Origin of the sequence: Streptomyces sp. MMG1121 (assembly GCF_001280015.1) — a bacterium.
Lineage (GTDB): Bacteria > Actinomycetota > Actinomycetes > Streptomycetales > Streptomycetaceae > Streptomyces.
The window spans coordinates 1-18,652 of sequence record NZ_LGDV01000238.1; the positions used below are offsets into that span (position 1 = coordinate 1).

The window sequence follows — 18,652 nt, forward strand, 5'->3', positions numbered from 1 at the left end:
GCAGCCTGGATCGAGGGCGCCACCGAGCAGACCGCGACCTGGGACGTCAGCGCCGTGCTGTCCACGGTCGCCGACACGGCCGGCGAGGACCTGCTAGGGAGCCTTGGCGGGTGAGGCGTCCGAGGCGGCTGCGGGTGATGTTGACGGATGCCTCGTCGGTGGGCATGCCGAGGCGTTCGTGCAGCTCACGGGCTCGGAACTCTTGATCGGGATGCTGGTTGAAGGTGTTCACGATGGCCTGGTAGGCGGTGTTCGTCTCGGGTGGTGCGGGTTGGCCTGAAGCCGGTGCGAGTTCGGCGATGACCTCCCGGGTGGTGACCAGGTTCGCGAGTCGCGCTTCGGTCTCGGTCAGGGCGGCGGTCAAGTGCTGGATCTGGTCACGCAGTTCGTCGGCACGGGCTGTGGTCTTGTCGTGCTGGGCCTGGAGGTCGGCCAGGAGCTCGATGACGTTCACGCGGCCAGTCCGAGGGTGTCGCGCCAGGCCGGACTCGGTGTGGTGAGGCGGCGGATCATGTTCGCGATCGAGGCCCAGTAGACGCGCGAGGCGGACGTGTCGGGCCGGTGATCGTACTCGCGGGCCAGCCTGCGGTGCAGCATCAACGTGCCGTTGACCTGCTCCACGGACCACCTCTTCGGTTGCGGGACGAAGCCTTTGCCCTGGTCGGCCGGATTGCGGCGGACGACTTCGACGTCGATGTCCAACAACGCGCCATGGATGAGGACTTCGTCCTTGAAGCCCTGGTCCACCAGAGCCTTCTCCAGACGCATCCCGCACCGCTCGGCGGCCTGGTCGAGCAGGGCGGTGCCGGCCGTGTTGTCGTGGGCGGATGCGGCCAGCACGACGACGCCGATGATCAGCCCCAGAACGTCGACGGCCAGTCCCCGCTTGCGGCCCGACACCTTCTTGTTGGCGTCCAGTCCCGTCGTAGTCTTCGGGACACCCGCGGCCGCACGCACGGACTGGGTATCGAGGATCACGAGGGACGGGTCCTCTAATCGCCGGGCCTTCTCCCGTACCTGGCAGCGCAGGAGTTCCTGAATCCGCTGGTCAAGGCCGTCCTGGCGCCACAGGCCGAAGTAGTAGAACACCGCCGACCAGGCTGGCAGGTCATGGGGCAGGTAGCGCCACTGGCAGCCCGTCCGGTTCTGGTAGAAGATCGCGTTCACGACCTCCCGCAGATCGCAGGATCCGGTATCTCCGGTCGCTGACCGTGCCACCCGGTCCTGTTTACAGGCCGTGATCATCGGCTCGATCAACGCCCACTGCTCGTCCGCTAAGTCGCTGGGGTACGGCTCTCGCTCCATACCCGCATCTCAGCATGCACATGCCCAGCAGATGGCCAGCCCAACGATCAGTACCACGATCGAGCGATCACGAACCGAGGAAGATCGGACTTAACGTCCACTGAGGGGTCGTCATGCGCTCTGTCCACCGTGCCGTGTCGCCGGTGTTGTTGTCCTGCCTGCTGTTGGCGGGGTGTTCGTCCGGGTCGCACTCGGGCTCCGACTCCGGGAAGGGCGGGGCCCGGGCAACCGGCTCGCCGGGGTCGACTGCGGCTGCGGTGCGCCAGCCGACCTTCCTCAGGGGCCAGGACCGCAGAAGACGTACACCGTGCAGCAGCAGCCCCCGGCGGGCAGCTGCCACTACCGCAAGACCGCGAGTGGGGAGCCGCTTCCGGATCCGAAGTGCACGCCGGGCGCGACCTCCCCAGCCGTCACCCAGGCGAACCTGAAGTCCACGATTTGCCAGCCCGGCTACACCAAGGGCATCCGGCCGCCGGCGTCGATCACCGGCAAGGAGAAGCAGCTCAACGCTGCCTCCTACGGCTTCACGGGCAGCCTGAGGGATGCAGAGGAGGACCATCTGGTCCCGCTTGAGGACGGAGGTGACCCCAACGATGCACGGAATTTGTGGGTTCAGCCGCCGGACCCGGGGCACAAGCCGGGCTCGGGGATCAACAACAAAAAGGATCCCATCGAGTCCAAGATCCACACGGCAGTCTGCTCGGGGAAGGTCCAACTCAACGCGGCACAGAAGGCGATCGCCACCGACTGGACCACTACCGAGAAGACGCTCGGGCTCAGCTGACGGCTTCGGTCTACGGGGCGGGGTTGATCGGCGCCCAGACATATGACCGTCCCGTCTCAGCCGAGGTGGGGCGGAAGGCGGTCAGCGCGCGGCAGCCGATCGGTCGACGCCTCGCGGTGCCGTACTACCGTGTCTTGGCTGCCCGGCAGTGTTGGTCAGCCGTCAGTGCCGGGACAGGCCCCGCCTGCTCTCTCCCGGCTCACTGTGCACTGCGGCACCGGAATCCCCGCTTCACTGTGCAACCAGACACTCCACACGATGCGTTGCCGACCCTAGATTCGGCCGAAACGGGGAACGCTCAAGGCCCTCACCAGGGCCGCCACTCGCACAGGGGGGAAACACACCCATGCTGAAGCTCGGGAAGACCAGACGCGCCGTCGCCCTCGCCTCCGTCACCCTCGCCAGCGTCGGCGCCATCGGTCTCGGCGGTACCGCTGACGCCGAAACTCGCGCCACAGCCCCATGCGGAAGATCGCAGGAGGGCAAAGCCGAGACGTACAACGCCTACGGCATGGTCGCTGGAACCGTCACCCAGATCTACGACAGCTGCAGCAAACACGTCATCGCCGAATGGACCTGGGACTCCAGGTACGTTAAGGCCTTCGCCGCTCGTGAGTCGGTCGTCGACTTCGGGTACGGGTCAGAGGGCCTTTCCGGTGGAGTGCCGGACTTCTCCTCGGAGTCCACTGCGACGGATGCGTACAACACCGGGCAGCTCACCTGGGACTATGCGAGCGGGGAGGGGCGTTCCATCTATGACGCCTCCCCGACCTCCTGGCGTGCGGGTGCTGATCTCGACAACAGCGGCTGCGCCGCTTGGACGTCGCAGCACTACTACGCCACGGGTTACGACACCGCGGGGCCTTACGGGGGCTGCAACGACACCGGCAACGTGCGTCAGATCCCCTGGACCCAGCCGTAGCGGCTCAAGGTAGTGCGCGGGACTCGGCCCCTTCAGCTGGGTCCCGCGCTCGCTCAGTCAGCCATTCGCCAGGTGCGGTGCCGCAAGTGCCCGGCGGTTGCGCGAGTGTCAGCCAGGGCATCCACACCGCCGGGCGTCCGTGGCCGGGTTCACTACTTCCAGCCGCGGCAGCGCTGCTCGACTATGCTGGCGTCCCGGGTGCCACGGCGTCCCGTGGTAGATGAGCAGGCTTCGGTCAGAATGCCAGACAAAGGACAGCTCCGTCGCGCTCAACTGCGTGGAGGCGTGGGGCGTTAGGCAGCGCTCACGCCTCAGCCTGGGCGGTGTTCGCCTCTTGTCGTGCTCGGCGCTGCGCCCGTGCCCCATTGCCGGGCTTGTCCTGCGCATCCCAGTCCGGCTCCTGGCCCGGGTCCTTCGCTGGTACCTTCGTCACCTTCAGCCCAGCGGCGCGGCCGCGGGTGTGCTGCCCGGTGTCGCACGTCAGCAGCCATACCTCCCTGCCAGCGAGGGCCTGGATGGCTACTGCCCGGTCGATGATTTCGTCGTCGGTGATGGGCAGGCGGACGTGGCCGGGCTGGTCCAGGACGATCTCCACGTTTACCTCGCCGCGCCACAGGGAGGCGTCCCGCAGGACGCCAAACGTGCAGCCGTTCAGGGCGCCGTCCAGCAGCCCGAGGGTGTGGGAGGCACACCAGCGGGCCCGGTGCTTGCCGGAGTCCTTCAGGCTGTCGAGTTCGTCGACGACGGCGATCGGCAACAGCAGCCGGATGGGGTCCTCGGCCGGCAACCCGAGCACTTGCTGCAGGTAGGCCTCGGATAGCCGGTCCGGGTTCTGGATGTAGAAGCTGGAGTCGGCGACGACGAAGTGCCCGGGGCCGGTCCAGCGGTCTATCTGCATCGCCAGAGCCTTCTCGGCTTCCTCGAAGTCTGCGATGCGTTCGTCTACTTCGAGGTCCACCAGGTTGTTGACGAGGCGATGTTGGGGGACAGCGATGAGCTTGCCGTCGCTCGCGTCCAGCGCTTGGGCAAGCGTGCCGCAGCCGGCAAGGAGTACCTGGTAGCGGTCAGTGAAGACGAGGTGATCGAGGTCTTTGTCACTGATCTGGGAGCGGAGCCGACTGCTGTGTTGGTGACCCATTGCAGGTAGTCCAAGAGGTGCTCGTAAGCACCGTTTGAGCTGCGAAGACTCTCGGCTGCAAAGCGGACCTCGCGGAGGTCTTGGTGAATAGCGGCGCGGTCAGCTCCCGGGCGGGGCGTGATGAGCATGCGCTGATCCTGCCAGGCGGCCACCGCCTCTTCCCCCGGGTTGCGCAGGTCCGTCGGCACCGTGCTGCTGATGCCCGCCCGGCTGTGTACCGGACCTCCCCGGGTGCCGGGGTTCCCGGTCCATAGCACCCACACCATCTCGGCCACGCCGTCCCGGCTCTTCGGTGTGCCAGTGGCCAGCCGGACAGCACGGCCGTCGCGGCGGCGTAGGGGTCGATCGGGTCGGACTTGCCCCTCATCCGCCGCGTCTTGCGGTCCGGACGGTCCATGTCCCCGACGGTGACACCGGCGGCAGCCAGCACCCGGGCGAGCCCGGAACCGTAGGCGCCGGAGTCCCCCGTCCGCATCGCCCGGGGGCGACGGAAGCCGGCGGATGACCTATCAGGTGCGGATCGCGCCCATCGGGTCCGGCGCCTGCACCCGCAGGCGCACCGGCTCGCCTGGCACCGGCGGGATCGGTTCGACGGTCAGGATGTCTCTGTACTGGGTGCCGCCTGCGCGTTCAGATCCTTGTGGATCAACGTGCGCGGCTCGATCGGGTTCATCGCCGGACCTCCTTGACGCTCGGGGTGCCGTTGAACTTCGCGGCCCAAGATCCGGGCGGTCCGGTCAGGCGGGCCGTTGCGGTGCCGTCCGGGCTCGGCGCCCAGCCAGCTATCGCCGTCCGGCGCGCGTCCTCCTCGTCCAGCGCACGGACGGTCGTGGTGATCGGAGCCGTGATCGTGACCGTGAACGTCTTAAGTGAGCGTTTGATTCGCTTATCAGATGGTTGATGGTGATTTTCTGAGGTCAGACACGAGCATCAACCCAAGTGTTCCGCCGGAAAAATGGCTTCTGCTGTAATTGATGGACCAGTTATGCGCCGGTTTCCACACAAGAACTCCTATCTCATTCAGAAATCTACCGGTTCACACGAGAATGAGAATGCACGCCCCGGTGCAACCGACACCCCCGCACACGCCCTGCTCAGGCCGACCGCCACCGCATAACCAGGCATCATGCAGCCCTCACGGCCCTACCCCATCGACCTGTCCGACGCCCGCTGGGAACTCATCCGCCCCACCCTCGAAGCCTGGCGCCAGGCCCGCAACGGCATCCGCAAGCCCACCCACGACCTGCGCGGCCTGATGAACGCCATCCTCTACGTCGACCGCACCGGCATCCCCTGGCGCTACCTGCCCCACGACTTCCCGCCCCACCAGACCGTCTACGGCTACTTCGCCCTCTGGGAAGCCGACGGCATCTTCGACCAGCTCACCGGCCTGTTACGCGGCAAAGTCCGCCAGACCGAAGGCCGCACCAGCGAGCCCAGCGCCTGCCTGATCGACAGCCAGAGCATCAAAACCTCCGCCACCGTCCACCTGGCCAGCCAAGGCATCGCCCCGCCAAGAAAATCATCGGACGCAAGCGGCACATCGTCACCGACACCCTCGGCCTCCTGCTGGCCGTGGCCGTCACCGCCGCCAGCGTCCACGACTCCGCCGCCGGCACCCAACTCCTGACTCAAGTCCGCCAGCGCCACACCACCATCACCAAAGCCTGGGCCGACAACGGCTACAAAACCAAAGCCGTGGAACAAGCCGCCCACCTCGGCATCGACCTCGAAATCGTCCAACGCGACCCCACCACCCGCGGCTTCCACGTCCAGCCCCGCCGCTGGGTGATCGAACGCACCCTCGGCTGGCTCATGCACCACCGCCGCCTCGCCCGCGACTACGAAACCCATCCACACCGATCAGCAGCCATGATCCAACTGGCCGCCATCAACCTCATGACCCGCCGCCTCACCCACGAAGCCACCACCAACTGGCGTGACACCTAAGCCAAATGAAACAGACAACCGAGAATCAAACGCTCACTAAGGGGTCATGCGGCGCAGGCCCCACGGGGCCGGGGTGCGGGCTCCTGACGGCAGCGGGGTGCCAGTCCGTTGCTGGCCAACGCGGTACGGTACACACGTACGACGGTCACGCTCGACGCGGACCGCGAGGGCGGCGGCATCCGGATCGAGGTCACGGACGACGGCCCGGGCGTACCGGCCGCCTTCACCGAGCTTCTCTTCCAACCCGGCAAGCGGGCCGACCCCGGCGACGGGCACGTCGGCGCGGGCCCCGGGCTGCTACTCGCCCGGCGTTTGGCCCGCTCGGCAGGGGGTGAGGTGTCCCACGACCCCGGCCACGCGCCCGGGGCGCCGTTCGTCGTCGCCCTGCCCGAGGCCTGACCGCCCTCAACGCGCTTGTCTGTCGTCGGCTACACCATCGTGAGGTGAGGCCTCGGCATCTTCAGAGTTCCGCCGGCCAGGCGGATCCGGTAGAGGGCTGCCCCCTCGATGGTGACCGCTCGATGGCGGGCGTTCCACGCAGCCGGAACCCGAGGAGAGAGCCACCGCGGAACGGAGCTCGGGCTGATCACGACTCGTCCGCGGGGCGTGCTCGTCCTGCGGCCCAGGCTGAAGGCCTTGCCGACCAGCCTTTCCGCGTACAGCGTCGTCGGGCTCCCGGCGGTGGCGACGGTGCCGGCGCCGGCCCTCAGGTGCCATGTGGCGAGACCCCTTCGGATCGTCAGGTCGAGGTCGGCTGCTTCGAACGAGCGGACGGTGAACTTGAGCAGTCGATTCGTTCCTGCCGCGGTCTTGACGGTGACCACACCCGCGAACTGCGTGTCATACAGCACGAGCCGCCGCGATGTGAGGGTCCAGAAGCCCTCGGCCGGAACAGCCGGAGTGCGGACGATCGAGGGCATAGGGGTGCGGTGGATGCCGTCGCCACGTCGGGGGGAGGCTGGCTGTCCGGGAGAGGCGAGCACCTGGCCTCGCTCGTGCGGTGGTCCTGTGCGGCGGCAGGAGAGATGGCCGGCAGGGACAGCAGTCGTCGCGTCCGCGCCCGGGCGATGCGCCGGGTATGGTCCGGCCGTGGGCGAAGGCTGCGTCCGCAACGTCGGGCCGTCGACTCGCCGGCCGGGCGGGCGGGACGCGTTCGCCGGACGAGAGTGGTCCGCGTCAGGTTCAGGAATCCGGGATGCCGTTGCCGGTTGCTCCGCAGGCCCGGCCGTAGGGTGGCTCCGGGACGTGCAGGAAACGTGGCCGGTGTCTGCTCCGGACGTGAAGTCCCGATGTGCGCTCGGTACGGAGTGGCCTGGCGTCGCCGGTCCCGTTCTCGGTAGCTCGGTTGCCATCGCCAGGAGAGCGAGAGGCAGCGAGCCCAGCAGCAACAGGTGCCCCACTGGTACGGGAAATGTGGTGCGCGCTCTCGGGTCGCGTGCCGTGAGCGTGCCGATCGCGACCGGCTTGCCGTCGTGGGGCGGGACGCTGGAGCGGTCACTGAGCATGAGGTCCGCCCTCCGCCGGTGGCGCCGAGAAAAGGGTGAGGCCGTCGTTCTGGGCCGTGGTGGGCTCGTGACTGGCGTCTACGGGATCCCCAGGCAATGAGGTGCCGTCGGGTGCCATCCAGGCGCAGGCGAGGGAGCCGCCGATCAGGCCGGGTAGCGTACCGAGCAGAAGGCCACCGAAGTTGGCGAGCGGCAAGGCGATCAAGGACATCAGGATCGCGGCGATTCCCGCGAAGAGGCGCGCGTTCTGCTGAAACCACAGGAGGAGGCCGAGAACGACGAGAAGGATACCGATGACCAGCGATGCGGCACCGGCAGTGCTGGAGAGTGCCAAGGTGACACTGCCCCAACTCAGGTGTGCGTAGGGAAAATACATGATCGGCAGACTCGCTGACAGGGTGATCAGGCCTGCCCAGAAGGGGCGCGTGTCGCGCCAGGTTCGAAATCCATGTTTCGTACGGGAAAGGGCTTCACGCCACTCGGCCGGCATGGTCGGGTTTCTCATGTAAGAGGGCTCACTACTCTCCGGGCACGCGGGAGGTCAGAAGCACTCGTGGGCGCCCGATGTGAATGACAGCCGCGCTCCGGGCAGGTCGAGAGAGCCCAAGGAGGCCGCAACGGCGTTGACGCGAAGGTTGTTCATTGTGGCGGCCGTACTCTGCATCGCGATGCTGTTCGGATCGAAGAACTTCGAGTCCCGGTCGCCGGGGGACACTTCGCCCGAGGTGAGCGATCCGGCAGCGACGCCGATGTCCAGGTTGTTCAGGTTCGCTTCGCCGGCCTTGAGCAGGCTGATGTCGAAGAACATGTTCCGTGCCGTGGCAGGACGGTCGTGGTCGCCGGTCAGTCGCAGGGTGTAAGTGCCGAGTACGGGGATCGGAAAGAGGACTGACAGGCATAGCCCGTCGATCTTCGCGGCCCTCACTCCCGTAACGGTGACCGGCACGAGTTTGCCCTTGCGTGTCACATCCACCATGCCGTAGATACTCAGGCCCTTGCCCGTCAGGGAATCTGCGGCGATCTTGAATGTTTCACCGGAGATGAAGAAGGATGCTGCGAGAGCACCTTGAGCCAAGCTCACGGTCAGGACACCAGCGCTGGCAACGCTCGGGGCCAGGATGGCGGCAAAACGCTTCCAGCGCGTCCTTCGCATTTTCCAACTCCTCGTTCGGCAGGGATTCGTCAGGGAACGAACGGCAGGCGACGCTTTCGCCTCCGGCTCGTCGACTCACGGCCCAGCTTCACTCACGTTTCACACGTGCGATCGTCCTTGAATATCTGCCGAATTTCGAATTCTCCATCTACTCCATTGAACGGCGACGGGTCGAGCATCGGACACTCCAGGATGCTCTGCAAGCCCGGCGCCGCCGTTCCCGTGCGAAGCCGCCCGGATGACCTATCGCACCGCCGTGCGCACGTGGCACAGGCGGCACAGGCGGCACAGGCAGCACAGGCAGCACAGGCAGCACAGGCAGCACAGGCAGCACCTGGGAATTTCGTCACCAGCACGACTGGCAACCATATGAAAATGTCGCCGCCTCCCGCGCTTCGGTACGCATTCCGGAAGGTCGGATTTCGTATTATTCGAGAATGTGAACTAAAGGCTGTCACATAATGGTCTTTGAAAACGCGGTGCGCTACGCCCGTACGACGGTCACTCTGAGCGCGAGCTGCGAGGACGGTCTGCGGATCGAGGCCATGGACGACGGCGGGGGCGCGCCCGGGACCTTCCGGGGCCTGCTCTTCCAGCCCGGCGGGCGGGCCGACGCCGGCGCGGGCCTCGGCCTGCCGCTCGCCCGGCGTCTGGCCAAGCCAGCAGGGGGTTGAGGTGTCTCACGAACCCGGACCCAGGCCCGGGGCGCGGTTCGTGGTGATCCTGCCGGCGGGCTGACCGCGCCCGCTTCGGCGCGACGGCCCGCCATTCGGTGACGTCCTTGCGGGTCACCATCAGAGGGGATCGACGAGGACGTTCGGGAGGCGGCTCCATCGTCAACGTCGCCTCCGTCACCGGGCTCAGCGGCTTCCCCGGCGTTTCCGGCTACGGAGCCTCCAAAGGGGGCGTCCGCGGCCATGGCAGCTCCCGCCCAAAAGCCGCTCCACAGCCGCTCCACAGCGGAAGGTTTCAGCGAGTGCCGCGCGCTTGGCGGGCCTACTGGATGCTCGACAGTGCGTCGCGGGCCGAAGCAGTAAATCTCTCTAGCTGACGGTGGAACTCGACCTCCGCCAGCTCGTATGCGGCCTGTACACCCTCGTCTGATTGTTCCAGAGGGTGTAGCGCCCTGTTGGCTGTGATCACCGACTTGCTGAGCGCCTCTGCGGCCTCTGCCTCACGGGTTGGCCCCTCCAGGATGGCGAGGCAAATGGACCGCATCAGCGGTTCGAAAGCCACACGTAACTCACCACGGAGGTTCTCGATCCGCTGCACCAGCTGCTCGACGGGCCCCGTGAGCGCACCCTTCACTTGGAAGTGAAGTTCCGCGGTCTCATGTGCGCGTTCGATCACATCTGCGTAGGCCTCACGTCGCAATTCACGCATGTGCTCCAGCTGTTGGGCTCGCGAGGAGGCTTCGACCTGAATGCGGGCAGCACGGGCCGTCCCTCGGTTTGTCACCCAACTTGTGAGAACAGCAGTCCCGCCGGTGGAGGCGGCAACCCAGAGCGTAGAGTCCACCGGCCTAGGGACTTTCGTTTGGATCACCGGGCGGACCAGAGGAAGATGCCGGCGATGTGGAGTCCGGCCAGGTAGATGGTCGCGGTCTTCTCGTAGCGGGTCGCGATGCCCCGCCATTGCTTCAGGCGGTTGATGCACCGCTCGACGGTGTTGCGCTGTTTGTAGGCCTCGCGGTCGAAGGCTGGCGGCCTGCCGCCCCGGCTGCCGCGTCGCAGCCGATGGCTCCGCTGGTTCGCCGGGATGGGGATCACCGCCCGGATACCGCGCTTTCGCAGGTGGTCGCGGATCGCGCGAGATGAGTATGACGCTTATCCGCGTGGGATGTCTTGTCTGCAAGGACCACGTCTGGCTTGGTGCGCGGACGACCACGCCGCCGGGGAACGCGCAGGCTGGCCATGACGTCGGTGAAGGCGGGTGCGTCGCCGGCCTGTCCGGCGGTGAGAACGAAGGCAAGAGGCCGACAGCGGGAGTCGGCTGCGAGGTGGATCTTCGTGGTCAGTCCGCCGCGGGATCGGCCGATGGCGTGGTCGGCCGGTTCGCGGGCCAGGGCCCCTTTTTGCGGGCCCCGGCCACGTGCTGGTGAGCGCGCACGATCGTGGAGTCCACCGAAACGGCCCAGGTCAGGTCCTCGTTGGCGTCGGCCTGGGCCATGAGCGCGGTGAACACCCGCTCCCAGGTGCCGTCGACGGCCCACATCCGCAGCCGGTTGTAGATACCTCGCCAGTTGCCGTACTTCTCGGGCAGGTGCACCCACTGCGTTCCGGTCTGGAACTTGAAGGCGATCGCGTCGATCACCTGGCGGTGATCCCGCCAGCGGCCGCCCCGCTTCGGCGTACGGTCCGGGAGTAACGGCTCGATCCGCGCCCACTGCGCGTCTGTTAACGGCAGACCCGGACCAACGACCGACTGATCCAAAGGAAACTGCCTAGGACGGCCGTGACGGCGCACAGGCTCTCCAGAAGCCGACACCGCTGCCCGGCCTTGCGGATGGCCGGCGCCGGCAGCAGGAGCGCCTCCGGAGGAAGCACTGGCCGGCACTCGGACGCGCCCTCTTCTTCGGTCCTCTCCCTGTCCGGTGCGGTTGGGGCCGACTCGTTCATTAGGGCCGGCGCCGTTCCGCTCCTTCGTTGCTCCCGAGCACGCTCACCCGCGGCCCGTACGAAGGAAGGGCCCGACCGGTAGATGTCCGGTCGGGCCCTCGCCCAGGCAGTCAGGCGCTGTCAGGTCACCACCTATACCAACGGCTCCGGCCACCTCCGGGCCCAACCGAACGCATCACGAAGCCGAGCAACCACACCGCCAGTACGACGACCGCGACCCACCAGAGGATCTTCAGCGCGAAACCGGCACCGAACAGAAGCAGTGCCAGTAGCAGGACGAGCAGCAGGGGAACCATAGTCATAACCTCCTGACGCTCGGTTGTCCCCGGATCCCTCAGGTATGCACTCCGGGTGCCTTGTTTATGAAGGGTGGCCGTGGGCAGACGGTGCTTACCCCGAAGACGACCCCGTTAGAGGAGGCACATCCGTCATGACTGCTGGTGAGAAGGCCAAGGCACTGGCCGAGCAGGCCAAGGGCAAGGTCAAGAAGGCGGTGGGGCAGGCGGTCGGCAACGAACGCGTGACCGCCGAGGGACAGGTCGAGAAGTCCACCGGCCACGCCCGGCAGGCCAAGGAAGACATCAAGGACGTCTTCAAGCGCTGACGCTCCGGTGTTCGTCACGGATTGGGGGCTCCACCTCGATGCAGTGGAGCCCCGCCGTGCACACCGAATTCCTCCTCAGACGGCGCTTCCGAGCGGTGCGGGAGGCCGAGCCAGCCACGCAACCACCCTGCTCACACCACCGTCCGCCGCCCGAAGCGGGCCGCCCCTCGCGCGCCCCGGTCCGCGCGCCACCAACCCCTGCCGACCGGCGCATCTTCGAGAAGGTCACCGCCCGTCGTCGGCCGCTCGCCGAACGGGTGCTGCCCCGGCTGAACCACAGCGCCGACAGCGAGCTGTGGCTCGATGTCGTGGCTGTCTGCCTCTACCACCTCGGTTCTCTCCGGTGTCGGCGGCCAGTTAGCTCTTCCCCAACCCACGGCCACCTGACGGGTAGCCAAGTGACCTCGGGAAACGTCACCGTCAGTGACGGAAATCGGTTATCCCGGTTGCATGGTCCAACCCCTGCCGGGTCAGAGGGCGGGGTCGGACCGGACGTCGGCGCGGGGTCATGTCCGGCTGGGCCGTGGCGGTGACGTCCCAGGGTCGATGTCGAGCGCGGTGAGGCGGGCGGACAGGTCGTCCACCCACTGTGACGGTGTCCGATGGTCCGGCACGGGGATGCCGGCCTCACTGCGCCACAGCGCGTCGTTGAAGGCGTTGCGCAGATGCCAGGCCATCGCCCGCTCGGGCGAGATCTGCCGTCCGGTGATCTGCTGGTAGTGACGCATCACGGCGGTCAGCAGCTCCATTCCCGGGCCCATCCCGGGACCGGGAATGGCGCGCAGGTCATATTCCGGCTCTGCGGTCCCGACGGTCTCGAAGTCCACCACCAGCTGGAGTTCGACGTGGTCCCACACTTGGTTGTCGCCATGCAGGTCGCCGTGGACCAGCACGGCCGGACCGGGAGTGGCCAGCACGGCGGCGGCCCAATCGCACCAGCGCATGACGGTACGGCGTTGCTCCGGCTGGGTCCACCGCACCAACCGCTCGCGCAGGACCCCGGCGGTGACTGGCGGGAGCTGAGCGCCGGTGAGCCTACCGGACAGCAGCCTGGGCCGCTCGCCGGCCGAGAGGTCGTGCAGGGCCGCGAAGAACCGTGCCAGCTGCCTGCCAGCCTGATCCCGGTCGATCGAGTCGACGACCTGGAACAAAGACGCCCCGGGCTCGAGCCTGGTGATCAAGAGCAAAGGGTCGTGCTGCCGACGACGACTTCGGGCAGGAACGGGACCGCTGGCGCACGCGACAGCGCGGCGAGGACCCCGACCTCGCGCGCCAAGCGGAGCACGGCAGGACGCGACCAGGCGAACTCGCAGAGGCTCGCGCTCGCTGTCCCTCTGGCTCCGCTGTCGACAGGCTTGACGAGCACGCCAAGCCGTCCTCCGATCAGGCCGCCCAGAGCACCGGTCCTGGAACCACAGCCGCCCAGGCCCTGGTGAGCGGGCACTCATCCCAGTGTCATCTGCATGCGCACCGTCAGACCGGACGGCAGGGCCCGAATCTCGACAAGATCGCAGAGCTGGTGCATCATCCACACGCCCCGCCCACCGGCCTGGGAGAGCGGGTCGGGACGGCTTCGGCCGACGAGCGGATCCGTCATGCGTCCGCGGTCCCGTGTCTCGGCGACGATGGTGTCGCCCGTGCGCCACAGTCGCAGGGTGCCCCGTCCCCCGCCGTGGCGCACCGAGTTCCCGCTCGCCTCGTTGATGGCCAGCAGCCGGTCGGTGCGGCGCCCCGGTGACAAACCAGCCGCATCCGCCCACGCCGAGGCGGCCTCCCGCACCCTGCCGAGGTCCTCCTCGGCGAAGTGCGGGACGACCGGATCCGCGCCCTGCGGAAGCGGGGTGTCGCAGCCGCGGCAGACCTCATACGGATCCGCGTAGACCGCACTGTGCCGGTAGTCACCGGGAGCACCGATGACGGGATGCGTCTCGTGTGCCTGTGCCAGAACCCATTCGGGTAACGCGGCGTCGTAAGGGCAGAGGATGGTGCCGGGCCGTCCGGCGAAGGCGGGGTTGATCAGTGCCTCGTGACGGGTGGCCTCGTGGGCCTCCGCCGGAGTGCGGCCGACCCAGATCGGCTCGCCCACGATGGACGGGTTGCGTTCCACGTGCCGGTCGGCGAAGTCCTGAAGCATCGACAGAATGCGCCCCGGGTTTTGCCCGGCCTGCCGCATATCGATCCAGGTGATGTCCTGGTCCCCGGCGCTCAGAGTGTTCTGGAGGAGCGTGAGACGGTCGGCGGGTACGGCAACCAACACAGGGCGGCCGCGGGCCGCAGCCGCTCGGACGAAGCCTCCCACACCCTTCAGATAGTCCTCCTCCGTCGTGTAGAAGAGGGCGGGGTGGTGGAAGGGCGCGCCGTGCACCGGCCCACCCGACGGCCGTGTGTACGTCGTCATCGGCGGGTCACTTCCATGCCCGCACCGAGTTCGGGAAAGAGTTCCAGCATGCGCTGGAGCATGGGTGGGACCCTGGTGAGCCGCACGCGGGTGCCAGAGGGCCGCCGGAGCGCTGCCTGGGCGATGTCGGCCAGTGTGGCGACGTCCAGGTGTTCAACGCCCGACAGGTCAAGGGTGACGTGCTCTGCCGAGGCCCCGGCCAGCGCGGCTGCGACCGAGGCGGCGACGTGTCGACTTTCGTAACCGGCCGATCCCGACAGTCGGAAGCCGGGCGGGTGGACCAGAGGAGAGACCGAAAGCCCCGGTCTTTCGACGGAGCAGGCGGCCAGGCCCGACCGCGTCAGATGTGCCCCCGCCAGCTCTTCAAAGCCTTGGCCGGGCAGCAGCCGCCGATCGTAGAAACAGCAGGCCCGCATAGGTAGTCGTTCGAAGACCTCGCGATGGATACGCAGTTCGTACTCCAGCAGACGCTGGGCCCCACTACGTTCCGGCCGCCCCAGGACATCTCGGCGATCACCCGCAGGCCCCGGTGCCCCTGCGCCGCGGCTGCTTCCACGGCCTCGTTTCAAAGACCGATCAAGGCATCCGGGTCGAACCGGTTTCCGGCGAGGTAGGACCCGGTGGCGGTAGTCACCACAAGCTGCCCGCGCCGCATGGCGGAGGCGGCGTTGATGCCCCGCTCGGCGAGCGTGTGGGTCACGAGGTCGGGTTCAGTGGTGTCAGCGAAGTACTGAACCTGTTCACCCTGTTCGATTCCCGCCCGAACGAATGTCGTCAGGTGGTCGGCCCATTCGGCGTCGGTAGAGAACACCGCGACGGCATGCCGGTCCGCCGCGGCTTCGTCGTTCGCCCGCGCCGTGTGCATCGAACCACCTCCCCTGGCCCTCCTGGCGCGACCCGGTTCTTGTGCCACAACGAGCTGTCGCCCTACCGCGAGAGAACTGATCTGCTGTGACCGCTTCTCCAAGAACGTCGCCCGCGTGTCGCGGAACCCGGATGGCGTTCGGCGCAATGTTTACCCCGTCAGACCACTCTGCGCTGCCGGGAAACTGCAGGACCAACAGGGTCCCGCGTGGTCGGGCCCTGCGTCCGGTGTCTTCGCGAGGACAGCGGACAACCATCCCCGGCTGCCAGGCGTGCGGCCGTCATTCAGTGCTGAGCATGCCTTCGCGCAAGCGTGCCAGGAGGCGCGTGATCAGACGGGAGACGTGCATCTGGGAGACACCTAGGCGTTGGCCGATCTGGGCCTGGGTGAGTTCCTCGACGAAGCGCCAGTGGATGATCTTGCGGTCGCGTTCGTCCAGTTCCGCGATCATCGGTGCGAGGGCGTGGAAATCCTCAACCCGTTCCAGGGCCTTGTCCTCGTCGCCGATGAAGTTTGCGAGCACGGCCTCGCCGTCCTCACTGCTGTTGATCGCGGCGTCCAGGGAGGCCGACTTGTAGCCGTTGGCGGCCAGTTGGGCCTCTACGACCTCGTCCTCCGCAAGGCTCATCAGCTCGGAGAGTTCCTTGGTCGTCGGTGTCCGCCCCAGTCGGGTGCGCAGTTCCTCGTGGGCCCGCGCGAGCTGGGTGCGGGCTTCCTGAAGCCGCCGCGGCACGTGCACGGCCCAGGAGGTGTCACGGAAGAACCGCTTGATCTCGCCGACGATGTAGGGAACAGCGAAGGAGGTGAACTCCACCTCACGGGACAGCTCGAACCGGTCGATGGCCTTGATCAGACCGATCATGCCCACCTGGACGATGTCCTCCATCTCCTCCGGCCCCCGGCTGCGAAACCGGCCGGCCGCGTAGCGGACGAGGGACATGTTCATCTCGATCAGCGTGTCGCGCGCGTAGCTGTATTCGGGCGTGCCCTCCTCCAGCACCGTCAGCTGGCCGAAGAACAGCTTCGACAATTCCCGCGCATCCTTCGGCGCTACCTTGGAAGGCTCCGCGACCTCCGGAACGTCCACCGTCTGCTCGACAGTCTGCGTGGTCGTCGTCGCCACCATGTGCCCCTCCCAGTCGATCGGCGTAAGTCCTCGCCGGTCCATCGTCCGGCAGCACCCGCATACCCCGGCCTCCGACCAGCATTCCTCGAACGTCCGTTAGTTTTAGACCGCTTCACTCCCCGTACCTGTTACAACTTCCCTTACCTTGGCCGTCGCGACCGGCCAGCCCTGCCCGACGGTCGACGTGGCAGCAACGGCGATCCCGTCGGGGTTGGTTGGGAACGTCGAGGGAGCGGTCTCAGCGCGGGTCCTGGGGCGTGACGCCGGTGGGGCAGTTGTCCGGATGGCGCCTCTGCGCCTGGATGCAGCCGACGCCCGCCATCAGCGCCGGCGGGCCTGCGAGCCGGCCGGTAGGGACTGGACGGGGCGGCCTGCTCGCTCGACAAGCCGTGCCCCCGACGGTCTTCTGCGTCGGCAAGTTCCTCTCCGCGGCGGCCGGTGGGGCGGCCCACCAGTGGTGGCGTCGGCCACCGACGGCGTGGCCTAGGGAGCCGAGGAGGAGCAGGATGAGTCCAACGACGAGCAGGATGATCCCGATCGTCCAGAGGATTCCGATGTGCAGCAGGAACCCGACGATGAGCAGGATGACACCGAGAGCGATCACGGCGATCTCCTCCCTTTCCGGCCGGTGTGCCGACCGCTGGTGCTGATGCCTGACGGAACGTCACTCGCTGTGCTGAGCGCCGTCACCTGCTCTCCCCCTGCAGGTGGATTCGTCAGGTGGTGAGCAGGCGGTTGAAGAACGGCCGACAGGGGCGCAGGGCGGTACGCAGGCTTCGGTGTCCGCTGGGCCGCTGCGGTCCCACTGTTCTTCCAGTTGTCGTTTGTGCTCGTCGAACATCGTGGCGAGCGTCTGCAAGACGTTGGCGACCAGGCTGTCGGCTGCCTGCACGGCATCGTGCTGCACACCGTCCCAATACCGGGTGAAGCGGTCCCGGGCACCGGCAGGCAGCGGCTGCCCGACCGGGCGAAGCTCCAGGCGTCTCCCGAGTGCTCGTCCCGGCCGAGCGGTACGTTGATCCCTCCAGCCCTCGGGCCCTGCCCCCTCCGTTCCCGACGCGTTGCGGGCTCCTGGTCGACACGGGCGACCGCGACGGTGCCGCGGGGGGTGCTGTGCAGGTCGAAATCGCTGGATATGCGCAGACAGGTACCCAGACCGGCGCCCAGCGACGCCTCGCTGGTGGTGTACCCGTCACGGATGGCCGCAGTGATGTCGTGGATGCCCGGACCGTAGTCGATGGCTGTCACCTGCACCCCGGAGGTGCGTGTGACGCCGGGCCGGTCGACGAGGTCGATCAGGACGCGACCGCCACTGGCGTGCTTGACCAGGTTGGTGGCCAGCTCGGTGGCCACCAGGGCGGCGACCGCGGTGCGGTGGGGATCGAGACGGACATGCGTGCTGGCCGCCTCGACCGCCACCCGGACGTCTCGTACTCGGGTGGGGTCGTGCACCGGGATGTCCCAGACGCGCGCCATCACGCCCCCGGCCGTGCCGCGGGTACGCCTGTGGTCCCGGCGATGACGGTGACAGTCGTGCCGCGGCCGGGTTCAGTGTCGATCTCGAACTCGTCGACGAGGCGTTTGGCACCGCTGAGACCGAGTCCCAGACCACCGCCACTGGTGTATCCGTCCGTCATGGCCAGCTCGACGTCGCGGATGCCCGGACCTCTGTCGACGAAGGACAGCCGCAGCCCCCGAGCCATGCCTGGAGGCAGTGGCATGACGTCCACGTGCCCGCCACCTCCGTGAACCAGGGTGTTGCGGGCCAGCTCGCTGGCGGCGGTGACCAGCTTCGTCTGCTGCACCAGTCCGAAGCCGAGGCCGGCCGCGCTCTGGCGTACCTGCTGACGGACCCACGCGAGGTCCGCGTCCGAGCGGATCGGCAGACTGGTTTCGACGGTGGGATCGAAGGCCGGCATCACGTCGCCCTCTCGTGTCCGTCCGAGGCGCTCGGTGTGGACGTCCGGGTGAGGAGTTCCAGTGCGCGGTCGATGTCAAGCGCGGTGGTCAGTCCGGGCAGGGTGAGGCCCAGCTCGACCAGAGTGATCGCCACGGCCGGCCGCATGCCGGCGACGACCGTGCGGGCCGCCAGCAAGCTGGCGCTCGCTGCGATCTCGGCAAGGATCCGTCCCAGAAAGGAGTCGACGACCTCCACACCGGAGATGTCAATGATCACACCGTTCGCTCCGCTGTCGGCGATTCGGTGACTGATGTCCTGCTGGAGTTGCTCGGCCGTGCCATCGTGCAGCTCCCCCTGAAGGGTGACCAGCAGGGTCTCTCCCAT

20 protein-coding genes and 5 pseudogenes are annotated in these 18,652 nt (G+C 67.5%); 8 read left to right on the forward strand and 17 right to left on the reverse strand.

Annotation, left to right across the window (positions count from 1 at the left end; all coding sequences use genetic code 11):
- Window positions 1-114 (forward strand): annotated as a pseudogene (locus ADK64_RS47920) (DUF2267 domain-containing protein); the annotation flags it as partial.
- A gap of 336 nt (window positions 115-450) precedes the next feature.
- Here the strand turns inward: ADK64_RS47920 and ADK64_RS36295 are convergent.
- Complete coding sequence (locus ADK64_RS36295; protein ID WP_053666348.1) at window positions 451-1,305, reverse strand: IS5 family transposase; 855 nt, start codon at window positions 1,303-1,305, stop codon at window positions 451-453.
- A gap of 307 nt (window positions 1,306-1,612) precedes the next feature.
- Between ADK64_RS36295 and ADK64_RS36300 the strand changes: the two genes are divergently transcribed.
- Both ADK64_RS36300 and ADK64_RS36305 read left to right on the forward strand, forming a co-directional pair.
- A complete protein-coding gene (locus ADK64_RS36300) occupies window positions 1,613-2,089 on the forward strand; it encodes a hypothetical protein (protein ID WP_324614483.1) in 477 nt (158 codons plus the stop codon).
- A gap of 346 nt (window positions 2,090-2,435) precedes the next feature.
- The gene (locus ADK64_RS36305; protein WP_053666349.1) at window positions 2,436-3,011 is read left to right on the forward strand and encodes a hypothetical protein; all 576 of its coding nucleotides are present in this window, start codon (window positions 2,436-2,438) and stop codon (window positions 3,009-3,011) included.
- Between the two features lie 304 nt (window positions 3,012-3,315).
- Here the strand turns inward: ADK64_RS36305 and ADK64_RS36310 are convergent, their stop codons facing one another.
- Window positions 3,316-4,149, reverse strand: a complete 834-nt coding sequence (locus tag ADK64_RS36310) for a PIN domain-containing protein (RefSeq protein WP_234384847.1) — start codon at window positions 4,147-4,149, stop codon at window positions 3,316-3,318.
- A gap of 1,126 nt (window positions 4,150-5,275) precedes the next feature.
- On the opposite strand from ADK64_RS36310, the pseudogene ADK64_RS44045 reads away from it, so the two are divergent.
- Both ADK64_RS44045 and ADK64_RS36325 read left to right on the forward strand, forming a co-directional pair.
- Window positions 5,276-6,099, forward strand: a pseudogene (locus ADK64_RS44045) (IS5 family transposase).
- A 90-nt stretch (window positions 6,100-6,189) separates the two neighbouring features.
- Window positions 6,190-6,498, forward strand: a pseudogene (locus ADK64_RS36325) (sensor histidine kinase); the annotation flags it as partial.
- A 29-nt stretch (window positions 6,499-6,527) separates the two neighbouring features.
- Here ADK64_RS36325 and ADK64_RS36330 read toward each other — a convergent pair.
- The 3 genes from ADK64_RS36330 to ADK64_RS36340 all read right to left on the reverse strand — a co-directional run bounded on the left by ADK64_RS36330 (window position 6,528) and on the right by ADK64_RS36340 (window position 8,757).
- Window positions 6,528-7,019: a hypothetical protein gene (locus ADK64_RS36330; RefSeq protein ID WP_053666352.1), complete on the reverse strand. Its 492-nt coding sequence runs from the start codon at window positions 7,017-7,019 to the stop codon at window positions 6,528-6,530.
- Between the two features lie 574 nt (window positions 7,020-7,593).
- Entirely contained in the window at window positions 7,594-8,109 is a 516-nt protein-coding gene (locus tag ADK64_RS36335; protein ID WP_159046415.1) for a DUF6114 domain-containing protein, read from the reverse strand.
- Window positions 8,110-8,145: 36 nt separating this feature from the next.
- Entirely contained in the window at window positions 8,146-8,757 is a 612-nt protein-coding gene (locus ADK64_RS36340; RefSeq protein ID WP_063790002.1) for a DUF6230 family protein, read from the reverse strand.
- A 461-nt stretch (window positions 8,758-9,218) separates the two neighbouring features.
- Between ADK64_RS36340 and ADK64_RS36345 the strand changes: the two genes are divergently transcribed.
- Entirely contained in the window at window positions 9,219-9,431 is a 213-nt protein-coding gene (locus ADK64_RS36345; RefSeq protein WP_053666355.1) for an ATP-binding protein, read from the forward strand.
- Window positions 9,432-9,529: 98 nt separating this feature from the next.
- A complete protein-coding gene (locus ADK64_RS49275; protein WP_078993049.1) occupies window positions 9,530-9,808 on the forward strand; it encodes an SDR family NAD(P)-dependent oxidoreductase in 279 nt (92 codons plus the stop codon).
- Here the strand turns inward: ADK64_RS49275 and ADK64_RS46810 are convergent.
- The 3 genes and pseudogenes from ADK64_RS46810 to ADK64_RS36370 all read right to left on the reverse strand — a co-directional run bounded on the left by ADK64_RS46810 (window position 9,754) and on the right by ADK64_RS36370 (window position 11,671).
- Window positions 9,754-10,140 (reverse strand): hypothetical protein, encoded by a 387-nt coding sequence (locus ADK64_RS46810; RefSeq protein WP_199829818.1) that lies wholly within the window; start codon window positions 10,138-10,140, stop codon window positions 9,754-9,756. The two genes, ADK64_RS49275 and ADK64_RS46810, sit on opposite strands and share 55 nt — an antisense overlap.
- A 158-nt stretch (window positions 10,141-10,298) precedes the next feature.
- Window positions 10,299-11,190: pseudogene (locus ADK64_RS44055) on the reverse strand (IS5 family transposase).
- A gap of 310 nt (window positions 11,191-11,500) precedes the next feature.
- The gene (locus ADK64_RS36370) at window positions 11,501-11,671 is read right to left on the reverse strand and encodes a hypothetical protein (protein ID WP_053666529.1); all 171 of its coding nucleotides are present in this window, start codon (window positions 11,669-11,671) and stop codon (window positions 11,501-11,503) included.
- A gap of 134 nt (window positions 11,672-11,805) precedes the next feature.
- Here ADK64_RS36370 and ADK64_RS44060 point away from each other — a divergent pair, with 134 nt between their 5' ends.
- Entirely contained in the window at window positions 11,806-11,979 is a 174-nt protein-coding gene (locus ADK64_RS44060) for a CsbD family protein (RefSeq protein WP_078993050.1), read from the forward strand.
- A gap of 506 nt (window positions 11,980-12,485) precedes the next feature.
- Here the strand turns inward: ADK64_RS44060 and ADK64_RS36380 are convergent.
- From ADK64_RS36380 to ADK64_RS36410, 9 genes and pseudogenes are all read right to left on the reverse strand, one after another.
- Window positions 12,486-13,160: an aminoglycoside phosphotransferase family protein gene (locus ADK64_RS36380; RefSeq protein WP_234384848.1), complete on the reverse strand. Its 675-nt coding sequence runs from the start codon at window positions 13,158-13,160 to the stop codon at window positions 12,486-12,488.
- Between the two features lie 263 nt (window positions 13,161-13,423).
- Window positions 13,424-14,377: an anti-sigma factor RsbA family regulatory protein gene (locus ADK64_RS36385; RefSeq protein ID WP_053666361.1), complete on the reverse strand. Its 954-nt coding sequence runs from the start codon at window positions 14,375-14,377 to the stop codon at window positions 13,424-13,426.
- Window positions 14,374-14,793, reverse strand: coding sequence for an STAS domain-containing protein (locus ADK64_RS47930; protein ID WP_234384849.1), 420 nt, complete (start codon window positions 14,791-14,793; stop codon window positions 14,374-14,376). Before ADK64_RS47930 ends, ADK64_RS36385 begins: the two co-directional genes overlap by 4 nt.
- A gap of 149 nt (window positions 14,794-14,942) precedes the next feature.
- Window positions 14,943-15,242, reverse strand: coding sequence for an MEDS domain-containing protein (locus tag ADK64_RS47935; RefSeq protein ID WP_234384850.1), 300 nt, complete (start codon window positions 15,240-15,242; stop codon window positions 14,943-14,945).
- A gap of 280 nt (window positions 15,243-15,522) precedes the next feature.
- Entirely contained in the window at window positions 15,523-16,368 is an 846-nt protein-coding gene (locus ADK64_RS36395; protein ID WP_053666362.1) for an RNA polymerase sigma factor SigF, read from the reverse strand.
- Window positions 16,369-16,819: 451 nt separating this feature from the next.
- Window positions 16,820-16,972 (reverse strand): annotated as a pseudogene (locus ADK64_RS47940) (DUF6131 family protein); the annotation flags it as partial.
- The gene (locus ADK64_RS49280) at window positions 16,969-17,844 is read right to left on the reverse strand and encodes an anti-sigma regulatory factor (protein ID WP_420713095.1); all 876 of its coding nucleotides are present in this window, start codon (window positions 17,842-17,844) and stop codon (window positions 16,969-16,971) included. The pseudogene ADK64_RS47940 and the gene ADK64_RS49280, both read right to left, overlap by 4 nt.
- Window positions 17,844-18,287, reverse strand: coding sequence for an anti-sigma regulatory factor (locus ADK64_RS36405; RefSeq protein WP_053666364.1), 444 nt, complete (start codon window positions 18,285-18,287; stop codon window positions 17,844-17,846). The genes ADK64_RS49280 and ADK64_RS36405 overlap by 1 nt, the downstream gene beginning before the upstream one ends.
- A complete protein-coding gene (locus tag ADK64_RS36410) occupies window positions 18,287-18,652 on the reverse strand; it encodes an STAS domain-containing protein (RefSeq protein WP_053666530.1) in 366 nt (121 codons plus the stop codon). Before ADK64_RS36410 ends, ADK64_RS36405 begins: the two co-directional genes overlap by 1 nt.